At 73.2% G+C, this 24,097-nt stretch carries 22 protein-coding genes; 14 read left to right on the top strand and 8 right to left on the bottom strand.

All coding sequences use genetic code 11. From position 1 onward, the window contains the following. Positions 1-8: 8 nt before the first annotated feature. The 3 genes from FKD65_RS26475 to FKD65_RS26485 form a co-directional block, all read right to left on the bottom strand. Positions 9-791 (bottom strand): TIGR03943 family protein, encoded by a 783-nt coding sequence (locus FKD65_RS26475; protein ID WP_141580039.1) that lies wholly within the window; start codon positions 789-791, stop codon positions 9-11. Next, positions 788-1,828: a permease gene (locus tag FKD65_RS26480; protein ID WP_141587091.1), complete on the bottom strand. Its 1,041-nt coding sequence runs from the start codon at positions 1,826-1,828 to the stop codon at positions 788-790. Before FKD65_RS26480 ends, FKD65_RS26475 begins: the two co-directional genes overlap by 4 nt. 82 nt (positions 1,829-1,910) lie before the next feature. Next, entirely contained in the window at positions 1,911-2,204 is a 294-nt protein-coding gene (locus FKD65_RS26485) for a hypothetical protein (RefSeq protein WP_141580040.1), read from the bottom strand. A gap of 229 nt (positions 2,205-2,433) precedes the next feature. Between FKD65_RS26485 and FKD65_RS26490 the strand changes: the two genes are divergently transcribed. After that, complete coding sequence (locus tag FKD65_RS26490; protein WP_141580041.1) at positions 2,434-2,928, top strand: hypothetical protein; 495 nt, start codon at positions 2,434-2,436, stop codon at positions 2,926-2,928. Here the strand turns inward: FKD65_RS26490 and FKD65_RS26495 are convergent. Genes FKD65_RS26495 through FKD65_RS26505 form a run of 3 tightly spaced genes read right to left on the bottom strand, consistent with a single transcriptional unit; the run spans position 2,915 to position 6,860 of the window. Next, positions 2,915-4,876: a DUF6807 family protein gene (locus FKD65_RS26495; protein WP_168221200.1), complete on the bottom strand. Its 1,962-nt coding sequence runs from the start codon at positions 4,874-4,876 to the stop codon at positions 2,915-2,917. The two genes, FKD65_RS26490 and FKD65_RS26495, sit on opposite strands and share 14 nt — an antisense overlap. Beyond that, a complete protein-coding gene (locus tag FKD65_RS26500) occupies positions 4,873-5,916 on the bottom strand; it encodes a mandelate racemase/muconate lactonizing enzyme family protein (RefSeq protein ID WP_168221201.1) in 1,044 nt (347 codons plus the stop codon). The genes FKD65_RS26495 and FKD65_RS26500 overlap by 4 nt, the downstream gene beginning before the upstream one ends. 47 nt (positions 5,917-5,963) lie before the next feature. Then, entirely contained in the window at positions 5,964-6,860 is an 897-nt protein-coding gene (locus FKD65_RS26505) for an NAD(P)-dependent oxidoreductase (RefSeq protein WP_141580043.1), read from the bottom strand. A gap of 146 nt (positions 6,861-7,006) precedes the next feature. Between FKD65_RS26505 and FKD65_RS26510 the strand changes: the two genes are divergently transcribed. From FKD65_RS26510 to FKD65_RS26545, 8 genes are all read left to right on the top strand, one after another. Next, positions 7,007-7,969 (top strand): LacI family DNA-binding transcriptional regulator, encoded by a 963-nt coding sequence (locus FKD65_RS26510; protein ID WP_141580044.1) that lies wholly within the window; start codon positions 7,007-7,009, stop codon positions 7,967-7,969. Beyond that, a complete protein-coding gene (locus FKD65_RS26515) occupies positions 7,966-8,982 on the top strand; it encodes an aldose epimerase family protein (RefSeq protein ID WP_141580045.1) in 1,017 nt (338 codons plus the stop codon). The genes FKD65_RS26510 and FKD65_RS26515 overlap by 4 nt, the downstream gene beginning before the upstream one ends. A 204-nt stretch (positions 8,983-9,186) precedes the next feature. Next, positions 9,187-10,188, top strand: a complete 1,002-nt coding sequence (locus FKD65_RS26520) for a carbohydrate ABC transporter permease (protein ID WP_141580046.1) — start codon at positions 9,187-9,189, stop codon at positions 10,186-10,188. Between the two features lie 127 nt (positions 10,189-10,315). Then, on the top strand, positions 10,316-11,086 hold the full coding sequence (locus FKD65_RS26525) for a carbohydrate ABC transporter permease (RefSeq protein WP_240810359.1): 771 nt from the start codon (positions 10,316-10,318) through the stop codon (positions 11,084-11,086). A 57-nt stretch (positions 11,087-11,143) separates the two neighbouring features. Next, positions 11,144-12,400 carry an ABC transporter substrate-binding protein gene (locus FKD65_RS26530; protein ID WP_141580048.1) on the top strand — a complete coding sequence of 419 codons (1,257 nt, stop codon included), beginning with the start codon at positions 11,144-11,146 and terminating at the stop codon, positions 12,398-12,400. Between the two features lie 81 nt (positions 12,401-12,481). Further along, positions 12,482-13,765 (top strand): Gfo/Idh/MocA family protein, encoded by a 1,284-nt coding sequence (locus tag FKD65_RS26535; protein WP_141580049.1) that lies wholly within the window; start codon positions 12,482-12,484, stop codon positions 13,763-13,765. A gap of 137 nt (positions 13,766-13,902) precedes the next feature. Next, a complete protein-coding gene (locus tag FKD65_RS26540) occupies positions 13,903-15,027 on the top strand; it encodes a hypothetical protein (protein ID WP_141580050.1) in 1,125 nt (374 codons plus the stop codon). 437 nt (positions 15,028-15,464) lie between these two features. Next, positions 15,465-17,045 (top strand): carbohydrate-binding protein, encoded by a 1,581-nt coding sequence (locus FKD65_RS26545; protein WP_168221202.1) that lies wholly within the window; start codon positions 15,465-15,467, stop codon positions 17,043-17,045. Between the two features lie 115 nt (positions 17,046-17,160). Here FKD65_RS26545 and FKD65_RS26550 read toward each other — a convergent pair whose 3' ends face one another. Next, entirely contained in the window at positions 17,161-17,625 is a 465-nt protein-coding gene (locus FKD65_RS26550; protein ID WP_141580052.1) for a MarR family winged helix-turn-helix transcriptional regulator, read from the bottom strand. Between the two features lie 77 nt (positions 17,626-17,702). On the opposite strand from FKD65_RS26550, the gene wrbA reads away from it, so the two are divergent. From wrbA to FKD65_RS26575, 5 genes are all read left to right on the top strand, one after another. After that, positions 17,703-18,392, top strand: a complete 690-nt coding sequence (gene wrbA, locus FKD65_RS26555) for an NAD(P)H:quinone oxidoreductase (RefSeq protein WP_141580053.1) — start codon at positions 17,703-17,705, stop codon at positions 18,390-18,392. A gap of 108 nt (positions 18,393-18,500) precedes the next feature. Next, complete coding sequence (locus FKD65_RS26560) at positions 18,501-19,964, top strand: MFS transporter (protein WP_240809615.1); 1,464 nt, start codon at positions 18,501-18,503, stop codon at positions 19,962-19,964. Positions 19,965-20,007: 43 nt separating this feature from the next. Further along, on the top strand, positions 20,008-20,874 hold the full coding sequence (locus tag FKD65_RS26565) for a carotenoid biosynthesis protein (protein WP_240809616.1): 867 nt from the start codon (positions 20,008-20,010) through the stop codon (positions 20,872-20,874). Next, positions 20,862-22,343: an NAD(P)/FAD-dependent oxidoreductase gene (locus tag FKD65_RS26570; RefSeq protein ID WP_168221203.1), complete on the top strand. Its 1,482-nt coding sequence runs from the start codon at positions 20,862-20,864 to the stop codon at positions 22,341-22,343. The genes FKD65_RS26565 and FKD65_RS26570 overlap by 13 nt, the downstream gene beginning before the upstream one ends. After that, positions 22,343-23,533 carry a glycosyltransferase family 2 protein gene (locus tag FKD65_RS26575; protein WP_141580054.1) on the top strand — a complete coding sequence of 397 codons (1,191 nt, stop codon included), beginning with the start codon at positions 22,343-22,345 and terminating at the stop codon, positions 23,531-23,533. Before FKD65_RS26570 ends, FKD65_RS26575 begins: the two co-directional genes overlap by 1 nt. Here FKD65_RS26575 and FKD65_RS26580 read toward each other — a convergent pair. Next, on the bottom strand, positions 23,484-24,071 hold the full coding sequence (locus tag FKD65_RS26580; RefSeq protein ID WP_141580055.1) for a glycerol-3-phosphate acyltransferase: 588 nt from the start codon (positions 24,069-24,071) through the stop codon (positions 23,484-23,486). The two genes, FKD65_RS26575 and FKD65_RS26580, sit on opposite strands and share 50 nt — an antisense overlap. Between the last annotated feature and the right edge of the window lie 26 nt (positions 24,072-24,097).

Consider the following 24,097-nt stretch of genomic DNA (forward strand, 5'->3'; position numbering starts at 1 on the left):
GAGGACGGTCACTCGTAAGGGTCGCCGGGCCTGCCGATCCGCTGGAGGGACCGTCCGCGCAGCGTCTGGACCACCGTCGCCCGGCGCCCGGTCGCGGGCGGTTCCCACACCCCGTCGACCCGCACCCACGTGTCGGCGGGCGGCCGGGGCAGGCCGCGCACGATCACCGGGAACGGAACGGCGTCCCCCGCGCAGCAGGCGACCTTCAGCCGGGTGACGCGCCAGCCGCGCTCGCCCTTCGCCGGGGGGCTCACGAAGCCCGTCAGCCGCACCGGAATCCCCTCGAGCGAGGCGGGGTCGCCCATCTGCGCCTCGTAGGCGCGTCCGATGAACTCGCCCATGCTCATGGGGACGGGCGCACCCGTGCTCGGCAGCGGGGCGAAGCCTTCGGCGGGCGACGGCGGCGGCGCGGCGCGGCCGGCGCCGCGCGCGGCGGTGAACGAGCCGAGCGCGGGCGGCGCGATCACGAAGATCGCCAGGACCGGCAGGCAGAGCAGCCATGCCACACCCGGCCCATGCCCGTGGTCGTCGTGGCCGGCAGGGTTCTTCCGGGCCGTCCGGTCTCTGCGGGCCGCCCGGTCGTGGTGGGCGGCCGGGTCCTCGCCGCCGGTGTCCCGCCACTCCCGGAGCAGTCCGACGGCCCCCAGAACGACCAGCGTGATCGCCGCGGCCACCAGCGGGTAGCCGAACCCGGGCCGGACGTAGTTGACGTACTCGCCGCTGCCCAGCGTGATCCACAGCATGGCGCCGCCGAGCAGGCCCAGCAGCAGGTTCTGTGCGGGCCTGCTCACGGCAGAAGCCCTCCCACCAGCGCGCTGACCCCCACCGCCAGGCAGAACGTCAGCGGGGCGAACCGGACCGCGAAGCGCCGGCCGAAGAAGCCCGCCTGCAACGCGATCAGCTTGAGGTCCACCATCGGCCCGACCACGAGGAAGGTCAGCCGCGCGGTGGTGGAGAACTGCGACAGGCTGGCCGCCACGAACGCGTCGGCCTCGGAGCAGATGGACATCAGCACGGCCAGCACCGCCAGCAGCAGGACCGACACCACGGCGTTGCCCGCCGCCGAGGAGACCCAGTGCGACGGGACCGCGGCGTTGATGGTCGCGGCCGCCGCGGCGCCCACGACCAGGAACCCTCCGGCGTGCATGACGTCGTGCCGCATGGCCTGCCGGAAGGCGTCCAGGCGTCCGGCTGCCCCGTGCGCGTGCGGGCGGGAGGGCACCCTGAGCCACTCGCTTCTGCCCAGCGCCAGCCACGCCCACCCGGCCAGCACCGCCACCAGCAGCGAGGCGGCGAAGCGTCCGGCCACCATGTCCGGCCTGCCCGGGAAGGCGACCGCCGTGGCGACCAGCACGACCGGGTTGATCGCGGGTGCGGCCAGCAGGAACGTCAGCGCGGCGGCGGGCGCCACCCCGCGCGCCATCAGCCCGCCCGCGACCGGCACCGACGCGCACTCGCACCCCGGCAGGACGGCTCCCATCGCGCCCGCGACCGGCACCGCCGCACCCGGTCGGCGCGGCAGCACCCGCCGCCACAGCGATGCCGGGACGAACGCCGTGATCGCGGCCGACAGCGCGACGCCGAAGACCAGGAACGGCAGCGCCTGCACGCACACCGCCACGAAGATCGTGGCCCAGGCGTCCAGGGCCCGCGCGTCGATGCGCGGCGCCGCCCACGTCCGGCCGAGCGCGAGGACCGCCACCAGCGCCCCGAACGCCCACCCCGCCCGTACTCCGGTCGCGGTGCCCCGACCGCGTCCCCAGTCCGCCGGCGGAAGCAGTTCCTCCTCGGCCGCCCGCAGGCCGGTGCGTTCGGTCATGCGGGCCATCGTCCCAGACATCGCGTCCGAGACGCCTGGCTTCTACGGGTGTGCGGCGAGGGCGGACGAGGGCCGTAACCCGAGGATCCTGCTAGCGCATCGCGTGGGAGGCGCGGCCCCTGGCGCGCTCGTCCATCTCGCCGCGCTGCTGCGGGACCTCGGTGCCCTCTTCCCGCATCTCCTCCATGCGCAGGGCGAGGCCGATGGCGAAGAAGGTCGGAGCCCACTCGCCGACGAAGATGCCCCACCTGTCGGCGCGGTCCATGCCCGCCTCCTCCAGCCGGCTGGAGAGCGCCCACGACGCGAGCGCCAGCCCGATCGACCCGAGCCCCGCGGTGTACATGTGGTGCGACTTGATGCCCCGCTTGTGCAGTGTCTTGATCATTTTCCCCCCTTGGTCGGTCGGGCCGTACCCGTGCGTTCACCTGCACAAGCGCACATTGGCCGGTTTTTGCCCACTCCGGACGAGGGGGTGTCCGGACCGCACGGGACGGGCGGCCGGGCCGCGTGGCGCGGGCGAGTACCCGCCCGTCCTCCGGGTACCGCGAGGTGAGTCACCGACGGGCCACCGTCACACCCGGCAGGGCCACGGCCCGCACGCGAGAGGACCCTGTATGGACAGCAGTGCCGGACCGTTCCTGGCGATCTACCTGAACGACCATCTCGCGGGCGCGGCCGCCGGCGTGGGGAGGTCCCGCGCGCTCGCCCGGGCGCACCAGGGCAGGCCGGACGAGGAGCGGTTGCGGCGGCTGGCCGGGGACATCGCGGCCGACCGGGGGGCGCTGCTGGCCATCATGGGCTCGCTCGGCATCCCCGTCCGCCGCTACAAGAGCCTCGTGGTGTCCGCCGCCGAGGTCGCGGGACGGCTCAAGTTCAACGGCCGCCTGAAGGAGCGCTCCCCGCTGACCGACCTGGTGGAGTACGAGTCCCTGCGCCTGGCCGTCGAGGGCAAGGCCGCCGGATGGCGCACGCTGCGCCTCCTCGCCGACCGGTTCCCGGACCTGGACGCGGGGGAGCTGGACACCCTGCGCGAGCGGGCCCAGAGCCAGATCACCCTCCTCGAGGAGCTCCACGAGAGCGCCGCCGCCGAGGTCTTCACCGCCGCCTGACGCGCTCGCCCGCCGGGCCCGCCGCCTCGTCCGCGAGGAGGCGGGCGCGGTCCGGGGCGAGCCGCCCGTCCGCGACGACCACGGTGACAGCGCGCTCCAGCCGTTCCGGGACGGTGAGCGGCTCGTCCCACGCCAGCGCGGGCCCGACCCCCGGATACTCGGCGACCCGGACGAACCAGGGATCGAGCCCCGTGGTCTGGACGAAGACCAGGCTCCACGCGTCGGAGGTCAGTGCGAGCCAGGGTGTGGCGCTGCCGTGCACCGCCTCTTCACCGGACGCCTCGCCGGTGAAGACGGCCAGGCCGGCGGAGCCCTTGGGGGCGCGCCAGAAGAAGCCGCCGTACCCGGCGCCCACCCGGCCCTTGCATGCCGAGCTCTGCAGGACGAGCGGCCGCCCGGTCCGGCCGGTCAGCGTGAACGCGAAGTCCAGCGCCCACGCGCCGGACGCGATCCGCGCGGGCACGGGCCTCGCCGTCAGGGTCCGCTCGCCGGTGGCGAGGACGGTCCCGTCCGGTCCCGTCCAGTCGAGTTCCTCCGCGTAGCCGCCGTCGACGGTACGCAGCGATCGGCGCCTCTGCCGCCCGTGGTTCGCGAGCATCCGCGGCCCTTCCCCGCGCACGTAGGTGGAGCCGCCCCAGAAGTTGACGCCGTCGACGTCGGAGATCGCGACGCCGGCCCCGAGGTGGTGGACGTGGTCGTCCGGGCGGCTCTCGGTGACGACCCTCCCGCCGAGGGTCCGGACGGGGTGCAGGTGGGGGCGCGGCGCGTCGGCGGCCTGGAGGTCGCCGCGCTCGACGTAGGCGGCCACCTCCCGCCCGCCCACTCGCAGCCCGGTCTGGGGCCAGGGTGCCCGCACCGACCCCAGGCTGCCGGGGAAGCCCAGCTCGGAGAGCGTCTTCAGCTCCTCGGCGGCGCGCACGGCGAGGTCCTCGATACCGGGCAGGACCAGCCTGGACGGCTCGGCCCGGACGAACCGCCCGTCGACGGGACGCGGGTCGGGGGCGAGGCGGATCGCGTCGAGCAGCCGGGTGAAGCCGCCCGTGCGCGCGAGCGGCACGAGCAGTTCGGCGCCCTCACGGACGTGCGCGATGAGGTTGTCGAGCAGGTCCGCCCGGCCGTAGCCGGTGATGACCCCGTCCGACTCGATCTCGTCGACCGTGTAGAAGAGGCGGGCGGACCGGGCCCGGCCGTGCACGTGCAGGTAGGGCTCGGTGCGCTGGTCGGAGCACAGCGACACGGTGATCGCGATGGCGGTCCCGTCCGCGAGCCGGACCCGGGCGCTGGAGGTGTCGTCGGACTCGATCGCGTTGGCCCGGTACAGCTCGAGCTCGACTCCGGCGATCGACTCCGCCGTGTCCGCCCCCGCCACGGCAAGGGCGGTCGCCACCGCGTGGGCGAAGGGGTTGGTGAGGGCGCCGTCCATGACGTCGGCGCCGTCGAGCCTGCGGCGTCCCGCCCAGGCCGAGCGGGTGTAGTAGGCGAACGGCCGGCTCCAGGCCCCGGCCACCCCGATGCCGCGCACCGCCCCGCCGAGCAGCTCCCGGGCGGCCGGGACCGCCTCCGAGCCGAGCGACTGGAAGCCGACCTGGCAGGCCAGCCCCGTCCGGGCCACCGCGCCCGAGATCCTCTCGAACTCCTCGACCGACGGCGCGGGCGGCTTCTCCAGGAGCACGTGCGCGCCGGCTCCGAGCGCGGCCACGGCCAGCGGGGCGTGGGTGTGGATCGGCGTGGCGATCACCGCGATCTCCGCCCCGGTCTCGCCGATCAGCGAGGGCAGGTCGGCCGACACGGGCACGCCGAGCCCGGACGGCGGCCGCAGGTCGCACACCCCCGCCAGTTCCGCCCGGCCCGCCGCGGCGAGCCGGGCGACGTTGTCCAGATGGTGCTTTCCGTAACCGTGGACCCCGGCCACGACGACCCGGACCGGCCCGTCCTCCGCGGCGGTCATCGCACCCACCTCGTCGGGGCGCCCGTCGCGCGCAGGTCCGTCCCGGCGAACTCCACGGGCGACGGGGCGGCGAGCAGTCCGAGGTCGGTGAGCGAGGCGTCCTCGACCAGCTCCACCATCGCGGGGTGGTGCAGCGCCAGGGCGAGCTGCCCGGACAGCTCGGTGAGCAGGTGCGGGTAGACGGGCACGTCGAAGACGCGGGCGAGGTCGGCGACGCGCAGGAACGGGGTGATCCCGCCGACCCGCACCGCGTTCGGCTGGACGACGTCGCACGCCCCCGCCGTCAGCAGGTCGCGGAAGCCGTGCGCCGTGGCGACGTTCTCCCCGACCGCGACCGGCGTGCCGATGGAGCGGCGGAGCTCCGCGTGGGCGGCGACGTCGTCGGCGGGCAGCGGCTCCTCGACCCAGAACGGGTCGAACCGCTCCAGCGCCCGCAGCGCGGTCCGCGCCCGGTGCAGGTCCCACCGCTGGTTGGCGTCGATCATCAGCGCCGTGTCCGGGCCGATGACGTCGCGGACGGCGGCCACGCGCGCGACGTCCTCGGCGAGCGAGGGCCGGCCCACCTTGACCTTGACGGCGCGGTACCCGGCGGCGGCCCACCGCGCGGCCTGCGCGGTCAGTTCCTCCAGCGTGTAGTGCAGGTTGACGCCGCTTCCGTAGACGGGGACGCTCTCGCGCCGCGCCCCGAGCACCTCCGTCAGCGGGCGCTCGCCGCACTCCAGGTCCCACAGTGCGAGATCCACTCCGGCCATGGCGAGCGGGACGATCCCGGTCCGTCCTGCTTCGCCGAGGTGGGCCGACAGGTGGTCCCAGACGAGGCCGGGGTGCGCCGGAAGCCCGATGACCGCGTCCCGGACGTCGTGCTCCAGCAGCGCCTTGACCGCGTGCGCCCCGATCTGCGGGGTCCAGGAGATGCCGGTCCCCGAGCGTCCGTCGTCCAGCGTGAGCGTCACGACCAGGACGTGGTTGCAGGGCACGTCCGCTCCCCACGGCCTGGCCAGCGGCACCGACCGCAGCGCGACCGACAGATCTTTGATCATTCTGGTACCCGTTCCATGGGCGACCGTCCCTTCGGGGGAGCCGGCGGCTAGGAGGGCTCGGTGAGTTCGGTGCGCCAGCTGCGCGCGGGCGTCCAGCCGAGCAGCCGCTCGGCCTTGGCGCAGGAGAAGGCGGGGGAGGTGCCGGTGAGGCCCTCGGCCTGCTCCTCGGCCTGCGGGACGAAGCGGGGGAGCAGTTCGGACAGCGGCTCGCGGGCCAGTGCGTCGGCCGCGCCCGCGAAGAACACCTCGCCGTTGCGCTCCAGCCGGGGAAGCCCGGTGAGCAGGGCGTCGACGAACGCGCCGGCGTCCCGGGCGTCGAGGTAGTTGAACAAGGAGGCGCCGCCGATCTCGGGCCGGTCCAGCCGCTCGCGGATCGTGTGGCCCGACTGGGTGGGGGCGCCCTCCCACTCCTCGGGCGCGACCACGAAGCAGGGACGGAACGCGGCCATCCGCGTGCCCACCGCCGAGCGCGCGAACGTCCGCACGGTCTGCTCGGCGACCAGCTTCGACAGGCTGTAGACGTTCCACGGCCGGGCCGGGTGCTCCTCGTCCAGCGGCAGGTAGTCGGGCGCCCAGCCGCCGGGCGCGCCGTAGCCCATCACCGTCGGGCTGCTGGCGACCACGAGCCTCTCCACGCCGAGCGCGACCGAGGCCGCGCACACGTTGAAGGCGAGCTGGGTGTTGACGCGGAACGTCGTGGCGTCCGTCCGGCCGAAGGGGACCGCGATGGCGGCGAGGTGGACGACCGCGTCCGGCCGGAACCGGGTGATGGCGGAATGGGCCTCGCCGAGGTCGGTGAGGTCGGCCGGTAGGGTGGCGGCGGCGTCCCGGGGGGTGCCGGGGGCGGTGTCGACGCCGATCACCTCGTGCCCGGCGGCCGCCAGCACGGCCACGACGCTTCGGCCGAGCCGGCCCGCGCTACCGGTGACGAGCACTCTGCTCACCGCGTCGACTCCTTCGATTCTCCTGCAAACAGTTGCAGTAACGATCGCCCCAACTCCCGTCGTACGTCAAGAGACGGCGTCTGACCAGCTATTACAACCCTTCTGATGATCCGTGGCGTGCAAACGGTTGCGTTAGTATGGGTGCCATGGCAGTGACGATCCGGGATGTGGCGCACGCCTCCGGCGTGCATGTGTCGACGGTGTCGCGGACGTTCTCCGCGCCCCACATGGTCAACGCCGAGACGCGGACCCGGGTCCTCGCGGTGGCCGAGCGGCTCGGCTACCGGCCGAACCGGGCTGCCCGCTCGCTCACCACGGGGCGGACGGGCAACCTCGGGCTGATCGTGGCCGACCTCGCCAACCCGTTCTTCCCCCCGCTGATCAAGGCGGCCCAGGCCGCCGCCCGCGGCCAGGACTACCACCTGTTCGTCGCCGACACCGACGAGGACCCCGCGGAGGAGCAGGACCTCGTCCAGGCCTTCTCCAAGCAGGTGGACGGGATCGTGCTGTGCAGCCCGCGCTCGTCGAACAAGGTTCTGGACAAGCTCGCCGAGACGATCCCGTTCGTCCTGGTCAACCGGCGCATGCGCGGTGTCCCGACCGTCGTGATGGACGTCGCCCAGGGCGCGCGCGCCGCCATGGAGCACCTCGCCGCGCTCGGCCACCGGCGCGTCGCCCTCGTCGCGGGGCCGGCCGGCTCCTGGACGAGCGGTGAGATCCGCCGGGCCGTGGCCGACGTGCCCGGCCTCGACACGCTCGTCATCGGCCCCAACGCGCCCACCGAGGAGGGCGGCATCGCCGTCGCCGAACGGGTGGCCGAGGCGGGGGTCACCGGCGTCCTCGCCTACAACGACCTCGTCGCGATCGGCCTCATCGAGGCCCTGGAGGAGCGGGGCCTCAGCGTGCCCGGCGACCTCAGCGTGGTCGGCGTCGACGACAGCGTCACCGGGCGGCTGCACCGGCCGAAGCTCACGACGGTCGCGATGCCCACGGCCGACGCCGGGCGCATGGCCGTCGACCTGCTCATCAGGTCGATGAGCGCCGCCACCGTCCTGGAGACGCACCTGGTCGTCCGCGAGTCCACCGCTCCCCCGAAAGGATCCCCATGAGGCTTCACGACGGCGCCCCCGGCGCCACCCCCGAAGAAGGCGCCACCTCCGAGTCCGAGGCCGTGACCGACTTCGGCGTCACCCCCGGAGGCGAGCGGGTCGAGCGGTACGTGCTCGACAACGGGCGGCTGCGCGCCTGCGTCCTCACCTACGGGGCGATCCTCCAGCGGTTGGAGGTCGCCGATGGCGCCGACGTGGTCCTGGGCCTCGCCACGCTGGAGGACTACCTGCACCGCAGCCGGTACTTCGGCGCGGTCGTCGGCCGGTACGCCAACCGCATCGCCGGGGGCCGGTTCACGCTCGACGGCAGGGAGCACCGGCTCGCCCTCAACGACGGCGAGCACAGCCTGCACGGTGGCGTCCGGGGCTTCGACAAGCGGGTGTGGCGCGTGGAGTCGGCGGGCCCGGCGGAGCTGCTGCTGAGCCTGGTGAGCCCGGACGGCGAGGAGGGCTATCCCGGCGAGCTGCGCGCCGAGGTCCGGTACCTGCTGGACGGCGACGCCCTGCGGCTGGAGTACCGGGCCACGACCGACGCCCCCACGGTGGTCAACCTGACCAACCACTCCTACTTCGACCTGTCCGGCACGAGGGACGTGCGCCGCCAGGTGGTGGCGATCGAGGCCGACCGCTACCTGCCGGTCGACGAGGGGAAGATCCCCACCGGCGGCCCCGCCCCGGTGGCCGGGACGCCGTTCGACTTCACCGCCCCCACCCGGGTGGGCGCGCGGCTCGGCGGCCGCTACGACCACTGCTTCGTGCTCCGGGGCGGGGCGTCGGTCATCGACCCGGCCACGGGCCGGACGATGGAGGTCACGACCACCGAACCGGGCGTCCAGTTCTACACCGGCCACATGCTGGACGGCGTCGCCACGCCGTTCGGCCCGTTCGCCGGGCTGTGCCTGGAGACCCAGCGCTTTCCGGACGCGCCGAACCGGCCCGCGTTCCCGTCCGCGGTCCTGCTGCCCGGCCAGGAGCACGTTTCGGTCACCACCTATCGCTTCGGTCATGCCTGAACTGCAAGCGGTTGTAGTAACGGCACGCAACGCGCATCAATCTAGCGCTCGCGCTGTGTGGCTAATTCGAGCTTGACCTGGGGCTATTCGAAGCGAGCTCGAAAGCGATCGTGAGCCAGCTCACTGCAAAGGGTTGACGTGATCGCCGCTGGAGCGTTAAGAAAGCGCTATCTCGATTCGCCCGACTCACCCGAAGGGCCAGTGATGACGCTGAGATCCGCGGCGTCCGGCACGGCGGCGACGCCGCAGCCGCCGGCCGCGCCGCCCGGCGAGGCGGACGCGCGCGGCCCGCGGCGCCGCCCCCGGCGCCGCGCGGGTTCCCGCGCCCGCTCGCAGGCGTGGGCGGCCCACCTGTTCCTGGCTCCCTGGTTCATCGGGCTGTTCGCCATCACGCTCGGCCCGATGATCGCCTCGCTGTACCTGTCGTTCACCGACTACAGCCTGCTCAGCGAGGCGCACTGGGTCGGCCTGGAGAACTACGACACGATGTTCACGGCCGACGCCCGGTTCATGAACTCCCTCAGGGTCACGACGACCTACGTCGTCGTCTCGGTCCCGCTGCAGCTCGCCTTCGCCCTCGGGCTGGCCATGGCCCTGGACCGGGGGCTGCGCGGGCTGTCGTTCTACCGGTCGGTTTTCTACCTGCCCTCGCTGCTCGGCGGCAGCGTGGCGATCTCCATCCTGTGGAAGAAGATCTTCGGGGTGGACGGGATCGTCAACACGTTCCTCGGCTGGTTCGGCTACGAGGGGCAGGGCTGGGTCACGAGCCCCGACACCGCGCTCTGGACGCTGATCGTCCTGCACGTCTGGACGTTCGGCGCCCCGATGGTGATCTTCCTGGCCGGGCTGCGGCAGATCCCGCAGAGCCTCTACGAGGCGGCCCGGGTGGACGGCGCCGGACGGCTCCGGCAGTTCCGCTCGATCACGCTGCCGCTGCTCACACCGATCATCTTCTTCAACGCCGTGCTGGAAGTGATCAAGTCGTTCCAGTCGTTCACGCAGTCGTTCGTCGTCAGCGGCGGCAACGGCGGGCCGGTCGACTCGACCCTCTTCTACACGCTCTACCTCTACATCAAGGGCTTCAAGAACTACGAGATGGGCTACGCGGCCGCCATGGCGTGGGTGCTCCTGCTCATCATCGCGGCCCTGACCGCCGTCAACTTCCTCATGTCTCGATTCTGGGTCTTCTATGGCGACGACAGGTAAGCGCACGGCGCCGGACGGCGGCGGGACGCAGGGCGGGCGCATGAAGGGCGGTACGCGCGCCCCGGTGCTCTTCCGGCCCGTCTCGCGGGTGACCAGGCATCTGCTGCTGATCGGGTTCGGGCTGTTCATGCTCTACCCGCTGTTCTGGATGGTCTCCAGCTCGGTCAAGCCCGAGGAGCTGATCTTCCGGGAGCCCGGCCTGGTGCCCTCCGAGGTGACGGGCGCGAACTACACCGGCGGATGGGGCGCCCTCAAGCACTCCTTCGGCTACTACCTCTGGAACTCCGCGGTCATCACGTCCCTCGCGGTGGTCGGGAACCTGGTGGCCTGCTCGATGGCGGCCTACGCGTTCGCCCGGCTGGAGTTCCCGTTCAAGCGGTTCTGGTTCGCGCTCATGCTGGGCTCGATCATGCTGCCGCACCATGTGACGGTCGTGCCGCAGTACATCATGTTCAACAAGATCGACTGGATCAACACGATCTGGCCGATCGTGGTGCCGAAGTTCCTCGCCACCGACGCGTTCTTCATCTTCCTGATGGTGCAGTTCATCCGCACCCTCCCCCGGGAGCTGGACGAGGCCGCGGCGATCGACGGCGCCGGCTACTGGCGCACGTTCCTGCAGGTGGTGATGCCGCTCTGCGTCCCGGCGCTGGCCACCACGGCGATCTTCACCTTCATCTGGACGTGGAACGACTTCTTCACCCAGAACCTCTACCTCACCAACTCCGACAGGCTCACCGCCCCGGTCGCGCTGCGCCAGTTCATGGACTCCAGCGGCGACTCCTCCTGGGGGCCGATGTTCGCGATGTCGATCATCTCGCTCGGTCCGATCTTCGGCTTCTTCCTGGCCGGCCAGAAGTACCTCGTCCGCGGCATGGCGACGACCGGCCTCAAGTAACGCACGTCGAACCGCCCCCCGTCCCTCCCCACCCCCGTCCCCGGAGGTACACGACACATGAAGCGCATCCTGGCGGCCACCGCCATCACCCTGCTCGCGGTCTCCGCCACCGCGTGCGGCAGCGGTGACGGCGATTCCGGCGGCAAGAACAAAATCGTCTTCTCCTACTGGGGCAGCGACTCCCGGCAGAAGCTGACCGAGGCGGCCATCGCCAAGTTCGAGGAGAAGAACCCGGGGATCGACGTCGAGGGCGACTTCTCCGACTGGGACAGCTACTACGAGAAGCTGGCCACCAAGACCGCCGCCGGGGACGCCCCGGACGTCATGTCGATCGAGATCCGCGGCCTGGCGGAGTACGCGGGCCGCGGCACCCTCGCCGACCTGACCGGCAAGGTGAACACGGCCGACCTCGACCAGAGCGTCCTCAAGGCCGGGCAGGTCGACGGCAAGCAGTACGCGATCCCCACCGGGGTCAACGCCTTCCCGATGATCGTCAACAGGGCGGCCCTGGAGAAGTACGGCCAGAAGACGCCGGACGACAAGACCTGGACCTGGGACGACTACATCGCGACCTCCCAGCGGATCACCGAGAAGAGCGGCGGCAAGGTCTGGGGCACCGAGTACAACGAGAACCCGGCGTTCCTGCAGATCTTCGCCGCGCAGCGCGGCGAGCAGTTCTACGGCGACGGCAAGGTGGCCCTGTCGGAGCAGACCATCAAGGACTGGTGGGCCCTGCTGAAGAAGATCATCGACACGAAGGCGGGGCCGTCGGCGAGCAAGATGCTGGAGACGGGGACCAAGGTCGACCTGGCCCTGCTCGGATCCAAGACCAGCGTCTTCGGCAGTTGGTGGAGCAACCAGCTCGACGCCCTGACCAAGGGCTCCGGGCAGGAGCTCGACCTGCTGCGCATGCCGAAGGCGCCGGGCGCCTCCGCCTCGGGCATGTTCCTCCAGCCGGCGATGTACTACACGATCTCGGCCAGGACGGACAAGAGCGAGAACGCCCGTAAGTTCGTCGACTTCCTGGTCAACGACCCGGACGCGGGCGGGATCCTGCTCAGCGACCGCGGCCTGCCCACCAACTCCAAGGTCATCACGTCGATCAAGGGCAAGCTGACCCCGGCGGACCAGAAGGTGCTGGCCTTCATGGACTCGATCAAGGGCGACCTCAGCCCGGTCGTCGTCCCGCCCAAGGGCGCGATGGAGATGGAGGACATCCTCAAGCGCGCGACCGACTCGGTGCTGTTCGGCAAGGCGCAGCCGGACGCGGCGGCCAAGACCTTCCTCACCGAGGCCGACAACGCGCTCTCCTGATCGTCCGGCTCGTGCGGCCCGAGGACGGCCGGGCCGCACGAGCCATCCCCGCGGCGCCGTCCGCCTCTGGAGTGCTCCCTCATGCGATACGCCTTCGTCGGGCTCGGCCACCGGGCGCAGATGTACGTGGACGCGCTGCTCGGCGAGTGGAGCGACACCGGTGAGATCACCGCGCTCTGCGACCCCAACCGGACGCGCCTGCGCTACTACCTCGACCGGATCGGCCGCGAGGTGCCGTGCTTCGCCCCGGGCGGGTTCGGGGCGATGCTCGACCTCGCCGACGCCGTCGTGGTGACGACCGTCGACGCCGTCCACGCCCGCTACGTGGTCGCGGCCCTCGACGCCGGGAAGGACGTCGTGGTGGAGAAGCCGCTGTGCACCACCGCCGAGGACTGCGCCGCGATCGCCGAGGCGGCCGAGCGCGGGCCGGGCCGGCTCGTCGTCACCTTCAACTACCGCTACTCGCCGCGCAACAGCGCCGTCCGCCGGCTCGTCGCGGACGGCGCCGTCGGCGAGGTCACCTCGGTGCACTTCGACTGGGCGCTCGACACCATCCACGGCGCCGACTACTTCCGCCGCTGGCACCGCGCCAGGGCGAACTCGGGCGGGCTGCTGGTGCACAAGTCCACCCACCACTTCGACCTGGTCAACTGGTGGATCGCCGACGCCGCCGCCTCCGTCTACGCCCAGACGTCCCTGCGCTTCTACGGCGCCGCGAACGCACGGGCCCGCGGCCTCACCGACCGGCCCGCGCGGGCCCGCGGCGCGGCCCGGCTCGGCACCGACCCGTTCCTGCTGGACATGTCCGCCGACCCCCGGCTGAAGAGCCTCTACCTGGACGCCGAGCACGAGGACGGCTACCTGCGCGACCAGGACGTCTTCGGCGAGGGCGTGACCATCGACGACAACATGGCGGTCCTCGTCCGCTACGAGGGCGGCGCGCTGCTCACCTACTCCCTCAACGCGCACGCGCCCGCCGAGGGCTACCGGGCGGTCGTCAACGGCACCGCCGGACGGCTGGAACTGGACGTCGTCGAGCGCGCCTGGACGCCGCCGCACGCCGCGATCGACCCGACTGCGTCCGGCAAGGAGCACGCGGCGGGCGCGTCCGAGCGGCTGGTGCTGCACCGGCACTGGCGGGAGCCGGAGGAGATCGTGATCGAGAAGGGCGCGGGGGCGCACGGCGGCGGCGACGCCCTGCTGCTGGACGACGTGTTCCGGGGGCCGTCGGACGACCCGCTCGCCCGGCAGGCCGGGTACCGCGCGGGCGTCGCCAGTGTGATGATCGGCGTGTCCGCCGACCGGTCCGCCGCGACCGGTGCCCCCGTCGCGCTCACGGCACGAGGCACCCGGCAGGCCGACTGATGTCCCCCGGACCACCCCGGCCCGCACACCTGCCAGTGCCCGGGAGCCCGGTGGACTCCGGCGGCGCGCCGGAGTCTCGGGGCGCGGGGGAGCCCGCTAGCACGCCGGAGCCGGGGGGCGCGAAGGAGCCCGCGAGCATGCCGGACTCTGAGGGCCGGATGGAGTTCGAGGGGCTGGGGGAGTTCGCGGGCTTGGCGGAGGTCGCCTCGCGGCAGTGCGGGCTCTTCCCGCCGCCGGGGCGCGATCTGTCCGCGCGGCTCAGGGCCGCGCTGGGCGTCCTCGATCTGCGCGCCCGTGACGTCCGGGTCGAGCGCCGCTGGACCCGCGACGGCCTGGACGGCGAGGAGCTGTCCTGGACGGTCGGCTTCGGCCCCCGCACCCGCGCCTACCTGCTGCGCCCGCACGGTGTCACGGGCCCGCTGCCCGGAGTCCTCGCGATGCACTGCCACGCCGGCATGAAGTGGGCGGGCAAGGAGAAGATCGCGGACGGCCCGGAGCCGCCGGAACCGGAGGTCGCACGCCTGCGCGACCGGCTCTACGGCGGCCGGGCCTACGCGGGCGAGCTGGCCCGGGGCGGCTTCGCGGTGCTGGTCCACGACGGGTTCGCCTGGGGCAGCCGCCGGTTCACGCTGACGGATCCGCGGGTGGCGGGCTTGGGAGCGGACGCGAGCGAACCCGAACGCTACGAGCGCGCCGCCCGCGAGCACGAGCACGTCCTGGCGAAGGCGTGCACGCTGCTGGGCACCTCCTTCACGGGCGTCCTCGCGTCAGAGGACCTCGCGGCCGCGGCGTACCTGCGCTCCCGTCCGGACATCGCCTCCGTTCCCGGCTCCGCTTCCGTAGCCGCGATCGGGTTGTCGGGCGGCGGGGTGCGTGCCGCCGTCCTGGGCGCGCTCGATCGCGGCATCGGCGCCGTGGCCATGGCCGCGGCCGTCTCCTCGTTCCGTGACCTCGGTGAGGAGCACGTCGCGGCCCACTCCTGGATGATGTTCCCGCCGGGCCTGACCCGGGTGGCGGACTGGCCCGGAGTGGTGGCCGCACGCGCCCCGGCTCCGCTGATGGTGCTCTACGCCGCCGCGGACCCGCTCTTCCCCGCGCGCGGCATGCGCCGGGCCCATCGGCAGATCACCGACGCGTACCGGGAGGCGCCCGGCCGCTACACGGGCGTCTTCTTCGACGCTCCGCACCGCTTCGACCGCGCCATGCAGGACGCGGCCTTCGCCTGGCTCACCGCCGCGTTCGCAGGCGGTCCGCACCCGTAAAGGACTGCGGAGGCCCGCCCCCGGGCCGCCGATTCAGACGGGCGAAATGGCAATGCGGTGGCTGCTTCCTGTCCTGGCGCGCCGTAAGATCGCGCGGGTTTGGATGGGTATTTCCGAGGGGTCGCGTCATGAAAGGATTGCAATCCTGTTGACGTATTCTTGGCGCAGATCTAACGTGATGGAAAGCGCTTTCTGAAGGCGGTCGGATGCCGACCGCACATCGCTCCCACCTCGACGTGGACTCATTCCGGGCCGCGTCGCCACAGAAAGGCGTCTTGACCGTGTCATCGATCGCTTCCGTGCGTGCTCGCCCCCCGCCGGGCTTCGGATCCCGCGATATGACTCAGAAAGCATCCGGTGCGGCGCCCGTCGGTCGCCGTACCATTCTCGCCTTTCCTCTGCCTTCGGGCATAATCACGTCCCAACGGAGAACGACCATGCACCTGAAATCCCTCATCGCGTGCGGAGGCGTGCTGTCCGGCGCGCTCGTCGCACTGTCCGGAACCACCGCCGCGCACGCCGCCACCGTCCGCTACGAGGCCGAGACCGCGCCGGCGGTGTGCACCGGCACCATCGACTCCAACCACAGCGGCTACTCCGGCACCGGGTTCTGCAACGGCACGAACCAGGCCGGCGCCTACGCGCAGTTAACCGTGAACGCCTCGGCGGCGGGCACCGCGACCCTGCGGATCCGCTTCGCCAACGGCACCTCCGCCGCGCGGCCCACCGACGTCGCGGTGAACGGCTCCACCGTCCCCGCCGTCACCTTCGAGGGCACGGGCTCCTGGGACACCTGGGCCTCCATGACGCTCACGGTCCCGGTGAACGGAGGGGCCAACACCGTCCGGCTCACCCCCACCGGCGCCGAGGGCCTGCCCAACATCGACTACGTCGAGGCCGACACCGGCGACACCCCGCCGCCCACCGGCGGCGACACGCTCTACGCGGCACCGGACGGCAGGGACGGAGCGTCCGGGACCCAGTCGGATCCGACGACGCTGACCTCGGCGATCGGGCGCGTCACCGCGGGCGGGACGATCTACCTGCGCGGCGGCACCTACCGCTACTCGCAGACGGTCGCCATCCCGCAGGGCCGGAACGGCGCGCAGGGCGACCGCACCGAACTTCTCGCCTACCCGGGCGAGACACCGGTCCTGAACTTCGCCGCCATGAGCGAGGACCCCGCCAACCGCGGCCTCGCCGTGAACGGGTCGTACTGGCACGTCCGCGGCGTCGTCGTCGAGCACGCCGGCGACAACGGGATCTTCGTGGGCGGCAGCGGCAACGTCATCGAGCGCACGGTGACCCGCTTCAACCGCGACTCCGGGCTCCAGATCTCGCGGATCGCCTCCGACACCCCACGCGACCAGTGGCCCTCGAACAACCTCGTGCTGAGCGCGGAGTCGCACGACAACGCCGACTCCGACGGGGAGGACGCGGACGGCTTCGCCGCGAAACTCACCATCGGCTCCGGCAACGTGTTCCGCTACGACGTGTCGCACAACAACATCGACGACGGCTGGGACCTCTACACCAAGAGCGACACCGGCGCCATCGGCCCGGTCACCATCGAGGACTCCCTCTCCTACGGCAACGGCACGCTGTCCAACGGCGGCCAGGCCGGGAACGGCGACCGCAACGGCTACAAGCTCGGCGGCGAGGACATCGCGGTCAGGCATGTCGTCCGGCGCAACATCGCCTACCGCAACGGCCACCACGGTTTCACCTACAACCGCAATCCCGGCCCGATGACGGTGTCGGACAACGTCGGCGTCGACAACGAGGAGCGGAACTTCTCCTTCGACGCGGGCACCTCGGTGTTCCGTGGCAACACCTCGTGCAGGTTCGGCGTGGACGGCTCGAACGACAAGGTCGTCGGCGACGCCGACGGCTCCAACCAGTTCTGGACCGGCTCGAACGGCTCCCGGTGCTCCTCCTACGCCGGCTCCCTCGGCTGGTCCTTCGCGTCGGACGGCCGCCTCGTCGTGACCTTCGGAGGCAGAACCCCGACGCCATGAGGGCGTGACGCCGAGACGAGATGACCCCGGCCTTCCCCTGGCGCGATGCCGGGGGTAGGCCGGGAGGCGGCGCACCCGGGGCCGGGCCGTGGTGCGCCGTCCGCCGGGCCCGCGCTCACTGCGCGCGCCCGGTTCCGTCGTGCCGGGCGCGCCTGGTGTCGACGTTGGCGGTCAGGGTCCCGAGGACGCCGGGCAGTTCCGCCACCGTCCGCTCGGGCAGGCCGGCCACCGTCTCCTCCGCCAGGGCGCACCACATCTCCTTGATCCGTTCGGCCAGGGCGGCCCCGGAGTCGGTGAGCTCCACGATGCTGGCGCGCTTGTCGGTGGGCGCCGGCGCGCGGCGCACGTGGCCGGACGCCTCCAGCTTGCGGACCATGAGCGTCACGCTGGGCGGCTCGCAGCCGAGCGCCTCGCTGAGCTGGGCCTGGATCCTCGGGCCGGTCCGGGCGAGTTCGAGCAGCAGCGTCTCCTGGCCGGGATGCAGGCCGAGCGGGGCCAGCAGCGCCGCGGCCCGGGCCCGGTGGCGCAGGCTCAGCAGGCGGATGGCCTGGTTGATCGCGTCGGCTCGGTCGAAGTCCACGGCCCCTCCTTGACGAGATAGTTATGCGCATAACATTATGCGGATAACTAATTCTAGCGCGACGTCGAGGAGCCGACATGTCCGTGAAGGTCGCCGTGATCTACTACAGCTCGACGGGTGCGGTGCACGCGCTCGCGGAGGCCGTCGCCGAGGGCGCCGCCTCGGCCGGGGCCGAGGTGAGGCTGCGCCGGGTCGCCGAGCTGGCGTCCGGGAGCACGATCGACGAGAACCCCCGGTGGCGGCGGCACGCCGACGCGACCGCATCGATCGCCGAGGCCGAGGTCGAGGACCTCGCCTGGGCCGACGCGTACGCGTTCGGCACGCCGACCCGCTTCGGCACGCCCGCCGCGCAGCTCAAGCAGTTCATCGACCAGAGCGCCGGGCTGTGGCGGGAGGGCGTGCTCGCCGACAAGCCGGTGACGGCGTTCACCTCCGCGTTCAACCGCCACGGCGGCAACGAGGCCACGATCATCTCGCTGGCCAACGTCTTCTACCACTGGGGCGCGCTGATCGTCCCACCCGGCTACACCGATCCGGCCGTCTACGCCGCCGGGGGCAATCCCTACGGCGCCTCGTCGGTGTCAGGCCCGTCCGGCGAGGGCCCTGACACGGCGGAACTCGACGCTGCCCGCTACCAGGGCCGGCGCCTGGCCGAGACCGCGCTGCGCCTGCTCGCCGGCAGCCGCGCCACGGAGGCGAACGGAAGCGCCGCGCTCGGGGGGCAGGCCGGCGCGGACGGGCTCGAAGCCGCTCCGCAGAGGGTCTGAGCGGCGGTGCCGTTCGTGTTCCGTCCCGGCTCCGCCGGCGCGGGGCGGGCGCCCGCAGGGCAGCCCGCCGCGCACCGGCCGCACCCCGATCGCCCTTAGGAGGCGCTTGTGTCGTCCGAACCGATTGCGAAGACCCTGACCCGCGACCCCGTGGAGGCGAGGAGCGGGCCCGCCTGGATGGTCCTGGTGCTGGTGTGCGCCTGCCAGTTCATGGTGATTCTGGACGCGTCCATCGTCAACGTCGCACTGCCCTCGATCGACCGGGACCTCGGCTTCGGCGCCGCGGGCCTGGCCTGGGTGGTGAACGGCTACCTGCTCACCTTCGCCGGCCTCATGCTGCTGGGCGGACGCGCCGCCGACCTGTTCGGCCACCGCCGGACGCTGGCCGCCGGGATGTTCCTGTTCTCCGCGTCCAGTCTGGTCGGAGGCCTGGCGACCGCCCCGCAGGTCCTGGTCGCGGCCCGCGTCGTCCAGGGCGTGGGGGCCGCGATGCTGGCCCCGGCGACCCTGGCCGTGATCAACACCGGCTTCCCGGGGGAGCGTGAGCGCGCCCGGGCGTTCGGGGCGTGGTCGGCCGCCGGCGGCGTCGGTGGGATGGCGGGCGCCGTCGCGGGCGGCGCCCTCACGACCGGCCTGTCCTGGCGGTGGGTCTTCCTGATCAACGTGCCGATCGGCGCGGTGCTGATCGTGGTCGCCATGACGTCGCTGGCCGGCGCCCGGACCGGGCGGCGCGAGCCGCTCGACCTCACCGGCGCCGTCACCGGGACGGCGGGCCTGGCCGCGCTCATCTACGGCGTCATGCGGAGCACCGACCACGGCTGGACGTCCGCGCCGGTCGCCGGGCCGGCCGCGGCGGGCGTGCTCCTCCTCGCCGTCTTCCTCGTGGTGGAGGGCCGCTTCGCCGCCCGGCCGCTGATGCCGCTGCGGCTGTTCAGGATCCGGGGTGTCGCCGTGGGCAGCGGCATGCTGCTGCTCTTCGGAGGGATCGCCGTCGCGATGTGGTACTTCACGTCGCTGTTCCTGCAGAACGTCCTCGGCTACGGCGCGCTCCAGGCCGGGCTCGGGCAGACGCCCGCGGCCGTGATGTTCATGGTGGTGGCACGCATCGCCGCCGGGCTGCTGCCCCGCGCCGGAGCGCGGCTGCTGGTACTGGCGGGCTGCGGCTGCTTCCTGGCCGGGTTCGGCTGGCTCTCCCAGGCCGGCGCCGGCGGCGGCTACGCCACCGCCGTGCTCGGGCCCACGCTGCTCGTCGCGGTCGGCATCGGGCTGACGTTCCCGACCCTCATGGCCGCGACGACCGCCGGCGTCCCCGCGGACGACGCGGGGATCATAGGCGGCCTGGCCAACACCGCCGCCCAGGCGGGCGGCGCGGTGGGCCTCGCCGTCCTGGCGGCGGCCGCCACCGCCGGGACTCGGGCGGCACCCGGCGGGTCGACCGCGGCCGAGGCCCTCGCCGCCGGCTACGACCGGGTCTTCGCCATGGCGGCCGGGCTCGGCCTGCTCATCGCGGCGGTCGGCCTGCTGCTGCCGCGCCGCGCGGCGGCCGCCCGACCGCAGGACGCGTCCGCCTGACGGCCGATGCATCCGAGGGGTCGCATCCGTACGAAGTGGTCATGTGGGATTCGTACGCAGAACACGGCTCGGCTGGGACGCCCCCGCGTCGAGACCCCTCGGACTGCTCGGCGCCGGCCTGCTGGGCGCGATGGTGGTCGCCCAGGTCGCGTCCGGGCTGAGACCTGAGCCGATCCGGCTGACCAGCGTCGTCGTGGTGCTGCTCGCGTCGAGCGCCGTGGCGTTCCTCGCGAGCCGGCACGGCCCCGGCCGCGCGGCCGGGGCCTTCGCCGCGGTGGTCGCCATCGGGTTCGCGGCCGAGTGGGTCGGGATCCGCACGGGCCTGCCGTTCGGGGAGTACTCCTACACCTCCGTGCTGCAACCCCAGGTCGGCGGCGTCCCGGTCATCGTGGCGGTGGCGTGGGGCGGCATGGGCCTGGCCGCGCACGCCGTCGCGTCCGCGCTCGTGCGGGAGCGGGGACTCGCGCGGTGGGCGGTGGGGGCCGCGGCCCTGACGGCGTGGGACCTCTTCCTCGACCCGCAGATGCTGCGGCTCGACCTGTGGACGTGGGCGGACGGCGGCCCCTACCGTGACGTGCCGGTCAGCAACTTCGCCGGCTGGCTGATCGTGTCCTTCCTGGTCATGCTGGTGATCGACCTTCTGGTGGGCCGGGAGAGCGCGGGGCGCGGGAGCGCCGGACGGGAGAGCCTGGGACGGCAGGTCACCGCGTACCCGTTCCGGGAGCCGGTCCCGGCAGGCGGATCCGGCCCGTCGCGGGGGCTCGTCACGCTCTACACGGTGATGGCGGGCATGGAGACGGTTGCGTTCGCGGCGGTGTTCGAGCCCCGGGACCCGCTGGTCGCTGTGGCGGGCGGTGCGGCGATGGGGGCGTTCGCCGTCCCGGCTTGGAGGCGCGCATGGCGGAAGTGATCGTGGTCGGCGGCGGGGTCGGCGGGATGGCCGCCGCGCTTCGCATGGCGCGCGGCGGGCACGGCGTCCGCCTCTACGAGCGGCTGGACCGGCTCGGCGGGAAGCTGGCGGAGCGCGAGCGGGACGGGTTCACGTTCTCGCTGGGCCCGTCGCTGCTGACCATGCCGCACCTGTTCCGGGAACTCGGCGCCGACGTCCCGCTGGTGGAGCTGGACGAGCTGTGCCGGTACCACTTCGCCGACGGGGCGCGGCTGCGCGCGTTCCGCGACCCCGACCTGATGGCGAAGGAGGTCGACGGCCTGGGCACGGCGCAGGGAGCGGCATGGCGGTCCTTCTACCGGTGGGCGGAGGAGTGCCTCGCGGCCTCGCAGCGGACGTTCTTCGCCGGGCCGCTCGGCCGTCCCCCCGAACGGCCCCGGTTCGGCGACCTGTTCGCGGTCGCGCCGGGCCGGACGCTGGACGGGCTGGCGCGGCGCTTCTTCGACGACCCGCGGCTGCGCCAGTACGTGGGCCGGTACGCGACCTACGCGGGGTCGAGCCCGTACCGGGCGCCGGCCGCCCTCGGCTGCGTCCCGGCCATCGAGCACGGGGACGGCGGCTGGTACGTGCCGGGCGGCCTGCCCCGGATCGCCGACGCCCTCGCCCGCCTCCTGGCCGAGGCCGGCGTCGAGGTGCACACGGGGACCGAGGTGGCGGAGGTGACCGCCGACCGCTCGGCGGTGACGGGCGTGGTGCTGGAGTCGGGGGAGCGGGTGAGCGCGGACGCCGTGGTCGTCAACGCCGACGCCGCCGCGCTGTACGGGTGGCTGCTCCCCGACCGGCGGAGGCTGCGCAGGCTCGCGGGACTCGGCCTGTCGTCGTCGGCGCTGCTGCTGCTCGCGGGTGTGGAGGGCCGGACGGAGGGGCTGCCGCACCATTCCGTCGTCTTCTCCGCGGACTACCGGAAGGAGTTCGACGACATCTTCCGGCGGAGGGTGCCGCCGGACGACCCGACCGTCTACATCGGCTGCTCGGCGGTGGACGACCCGACGCAGGCCCCGGACGGGGCGGAGAACTGGGTGATGCTGGTGAACGTCCCGGCCCGCGATCCCGGCCGGTGGCCGATGTCCCGCGAGTCGTACCGGGACCTGGTGCTGGAGCGGCTCGCGAAGCGCGGGCACGACCTCTCGGGACGGCTCCGTTTCGTGGAGATGTTCACGCCCGCCGACCTGCGCGACCGGTACGGGGCCTGGGGCGGGGCCATCTACGGCAGCGCCTACCAGGGTCGTTTCGCGCCGTTCCGCAGGCCGGGCAACCGCGGGCCGCGGCGCGGTCTCTACCTGGTGGGCGGGTCGGCGCATCCGGGCGGCGGCCTCCCGCTCGTCACGATGGGCGGGCGGATCGTCGCCTCCCTCGTCGACGAGGACTTCGGACGCCGGGGCTTGAGGGGTGCCCGCCGCCCCGCGCCGTCCGACCGGACGGAGACGTGATGAGACCGCTCACCGTGCTCCAGGCGGCGGCCGCCGCGGTCGTCGCGGCGCGGCTCGCCCGGGGCCGCCACCGTCCCGCGCCGCTGAGCGCGGGGACCTCAGGGCCACCCGCGGAGCGCGTGTCCGTGGTGATCCCGGCCCGCGACGAGGAGGCCCGCCTCGAAGGCTGCCTCGTGCCGCTGCTCGGCGACCCGGCGGTGGGAGAGGTGATCGTCGTGGACGACGAGTCCCGCGACGGCACCGCGCGGCTGGCCAAGGGGCTCGGCGCCGTCGTCGTCTCCGGCGCCCCGCTGCCGGACGGGTGGGTCGGCAAGCAGTGGGCCCTGCACCAGGGCGTGCGGGCCGCGACCGGCCCGATCGTCGTCATGCTGGACGCCGACACGCGTCCCAAGGCGGGCCTCTGCGCGGAGCTGGCGGCGCTGCTGCGCACCTGCGACCTGGTGAGCGCGGGGCCCCGGTTCATCTGCGGCGGCGCGGTGGAGCAGGCCCTGCACGCATCGCTCCTGGCCACGCTCGTCTACCGCTTCGGTCCCATCGGCCCGACACGCCCGGGCGGTCCCATCCGGCGGGAGGCGGCCGTGGAGCGGCTGCTCGTCAACGGCCAGTGCATGGCCTTCCGCAAGGCGCGGATGGCCGACGCCGACGGGTTCGCGCGGGTCAGGCACCACCTCACCGACGATGTGGCGCTCGGGCGGCTGCTCGCCCGTGACGGCTGGCGGGTCGCGTTCGTGGACGCCGGCCCGCTCCTGGAGGTGGACATGCACACCTCCGCCGCGAACGTGTGGCGCGAGTGGGGGCGGTCCATCGCGCTGCGGGACGTGACCCCGGCGGCCCGGCTGGCGGGCGATCTGGCCGTGGTCTGGCTCACCGCCGCGCTTCCCGTCCTGCGGCTCGCGGCGGGACGGCCGACGCCGCTCGACCTCGGCCTGCTGGCGCAGCGGCTGCTGCTCGTGACGGCGCTGCGCGGCAGCTACGTCAGCCCCGGCCCCGGCCTGGCGGCGTCCCCGCTTCTGGACGTGGCGGCGGCCGCCCGGCTCACCTGGTCCGTCCTGCTGCCGGCGCGCTCCTGGCGCGGCCGGGACTACGGCAGGAAGCACGGCAGGCACCGCCGCCGCGGCGACGGCCGGAGGCACGGCGGGTTCAGGCCCGCCGTCCGGCCAGCGCGGCCTGTCCGAAGCGCAGCCCGATGAGGCACATGAGCGCCCCGGTCCCGGCGACCTGCTCGACCGGCGCGAAGAACAGCTGGAGCACCGGCAGCGAGAACACCGCGAGGCGGGTGCCCCACGCGAAGGAGAAGGCGAGGCTCCCCGCGAAGAGCAGCGCGAGGCCGAGCGCGAACGCCGCGGGGCAGATCACCGCGAACCCGCCCGCGAACGTGAGGATCGAGCGTCCGCCCCGGCGGCCGGCGAACGCCGGCCAGGCGTGGCCGGCCATCGCCGCGCCGACCGCCGCGTACACCGGCAGGACGCTCGCCCCGGCCCCGCTCGCGAGCAGCCCGACCAGCCCGGCGGCCGTCCCCTTGAGCATGTCGCCCGCGAAGACGGGCACGGCGGCCCGCCGCCCGAGTTGCTCCTTGACGTTCCAGAAGCCGGGGTTGCGGTCGCCGGCGTCGCGCGGGTCGAGCCCGTGGGCGCGCCCGACGAGCACCGCGACCGGCACCGAGCCGAGCAGGTAACCGCCGATGACCGCGACGAGCACGGGAAACCCCGCCGCGAGAACGGAAATCATCGCCTCGTTCCACCTCATCAGGTATC

The organism is Actinomadura sp. WMMA1423 (assembly GCF_006547145.1).
GTDB lineage: Bacteria > Actinomycetota > Actinomycetes > Streptosporangiales > Streptosporangiaceae > Spirillospora.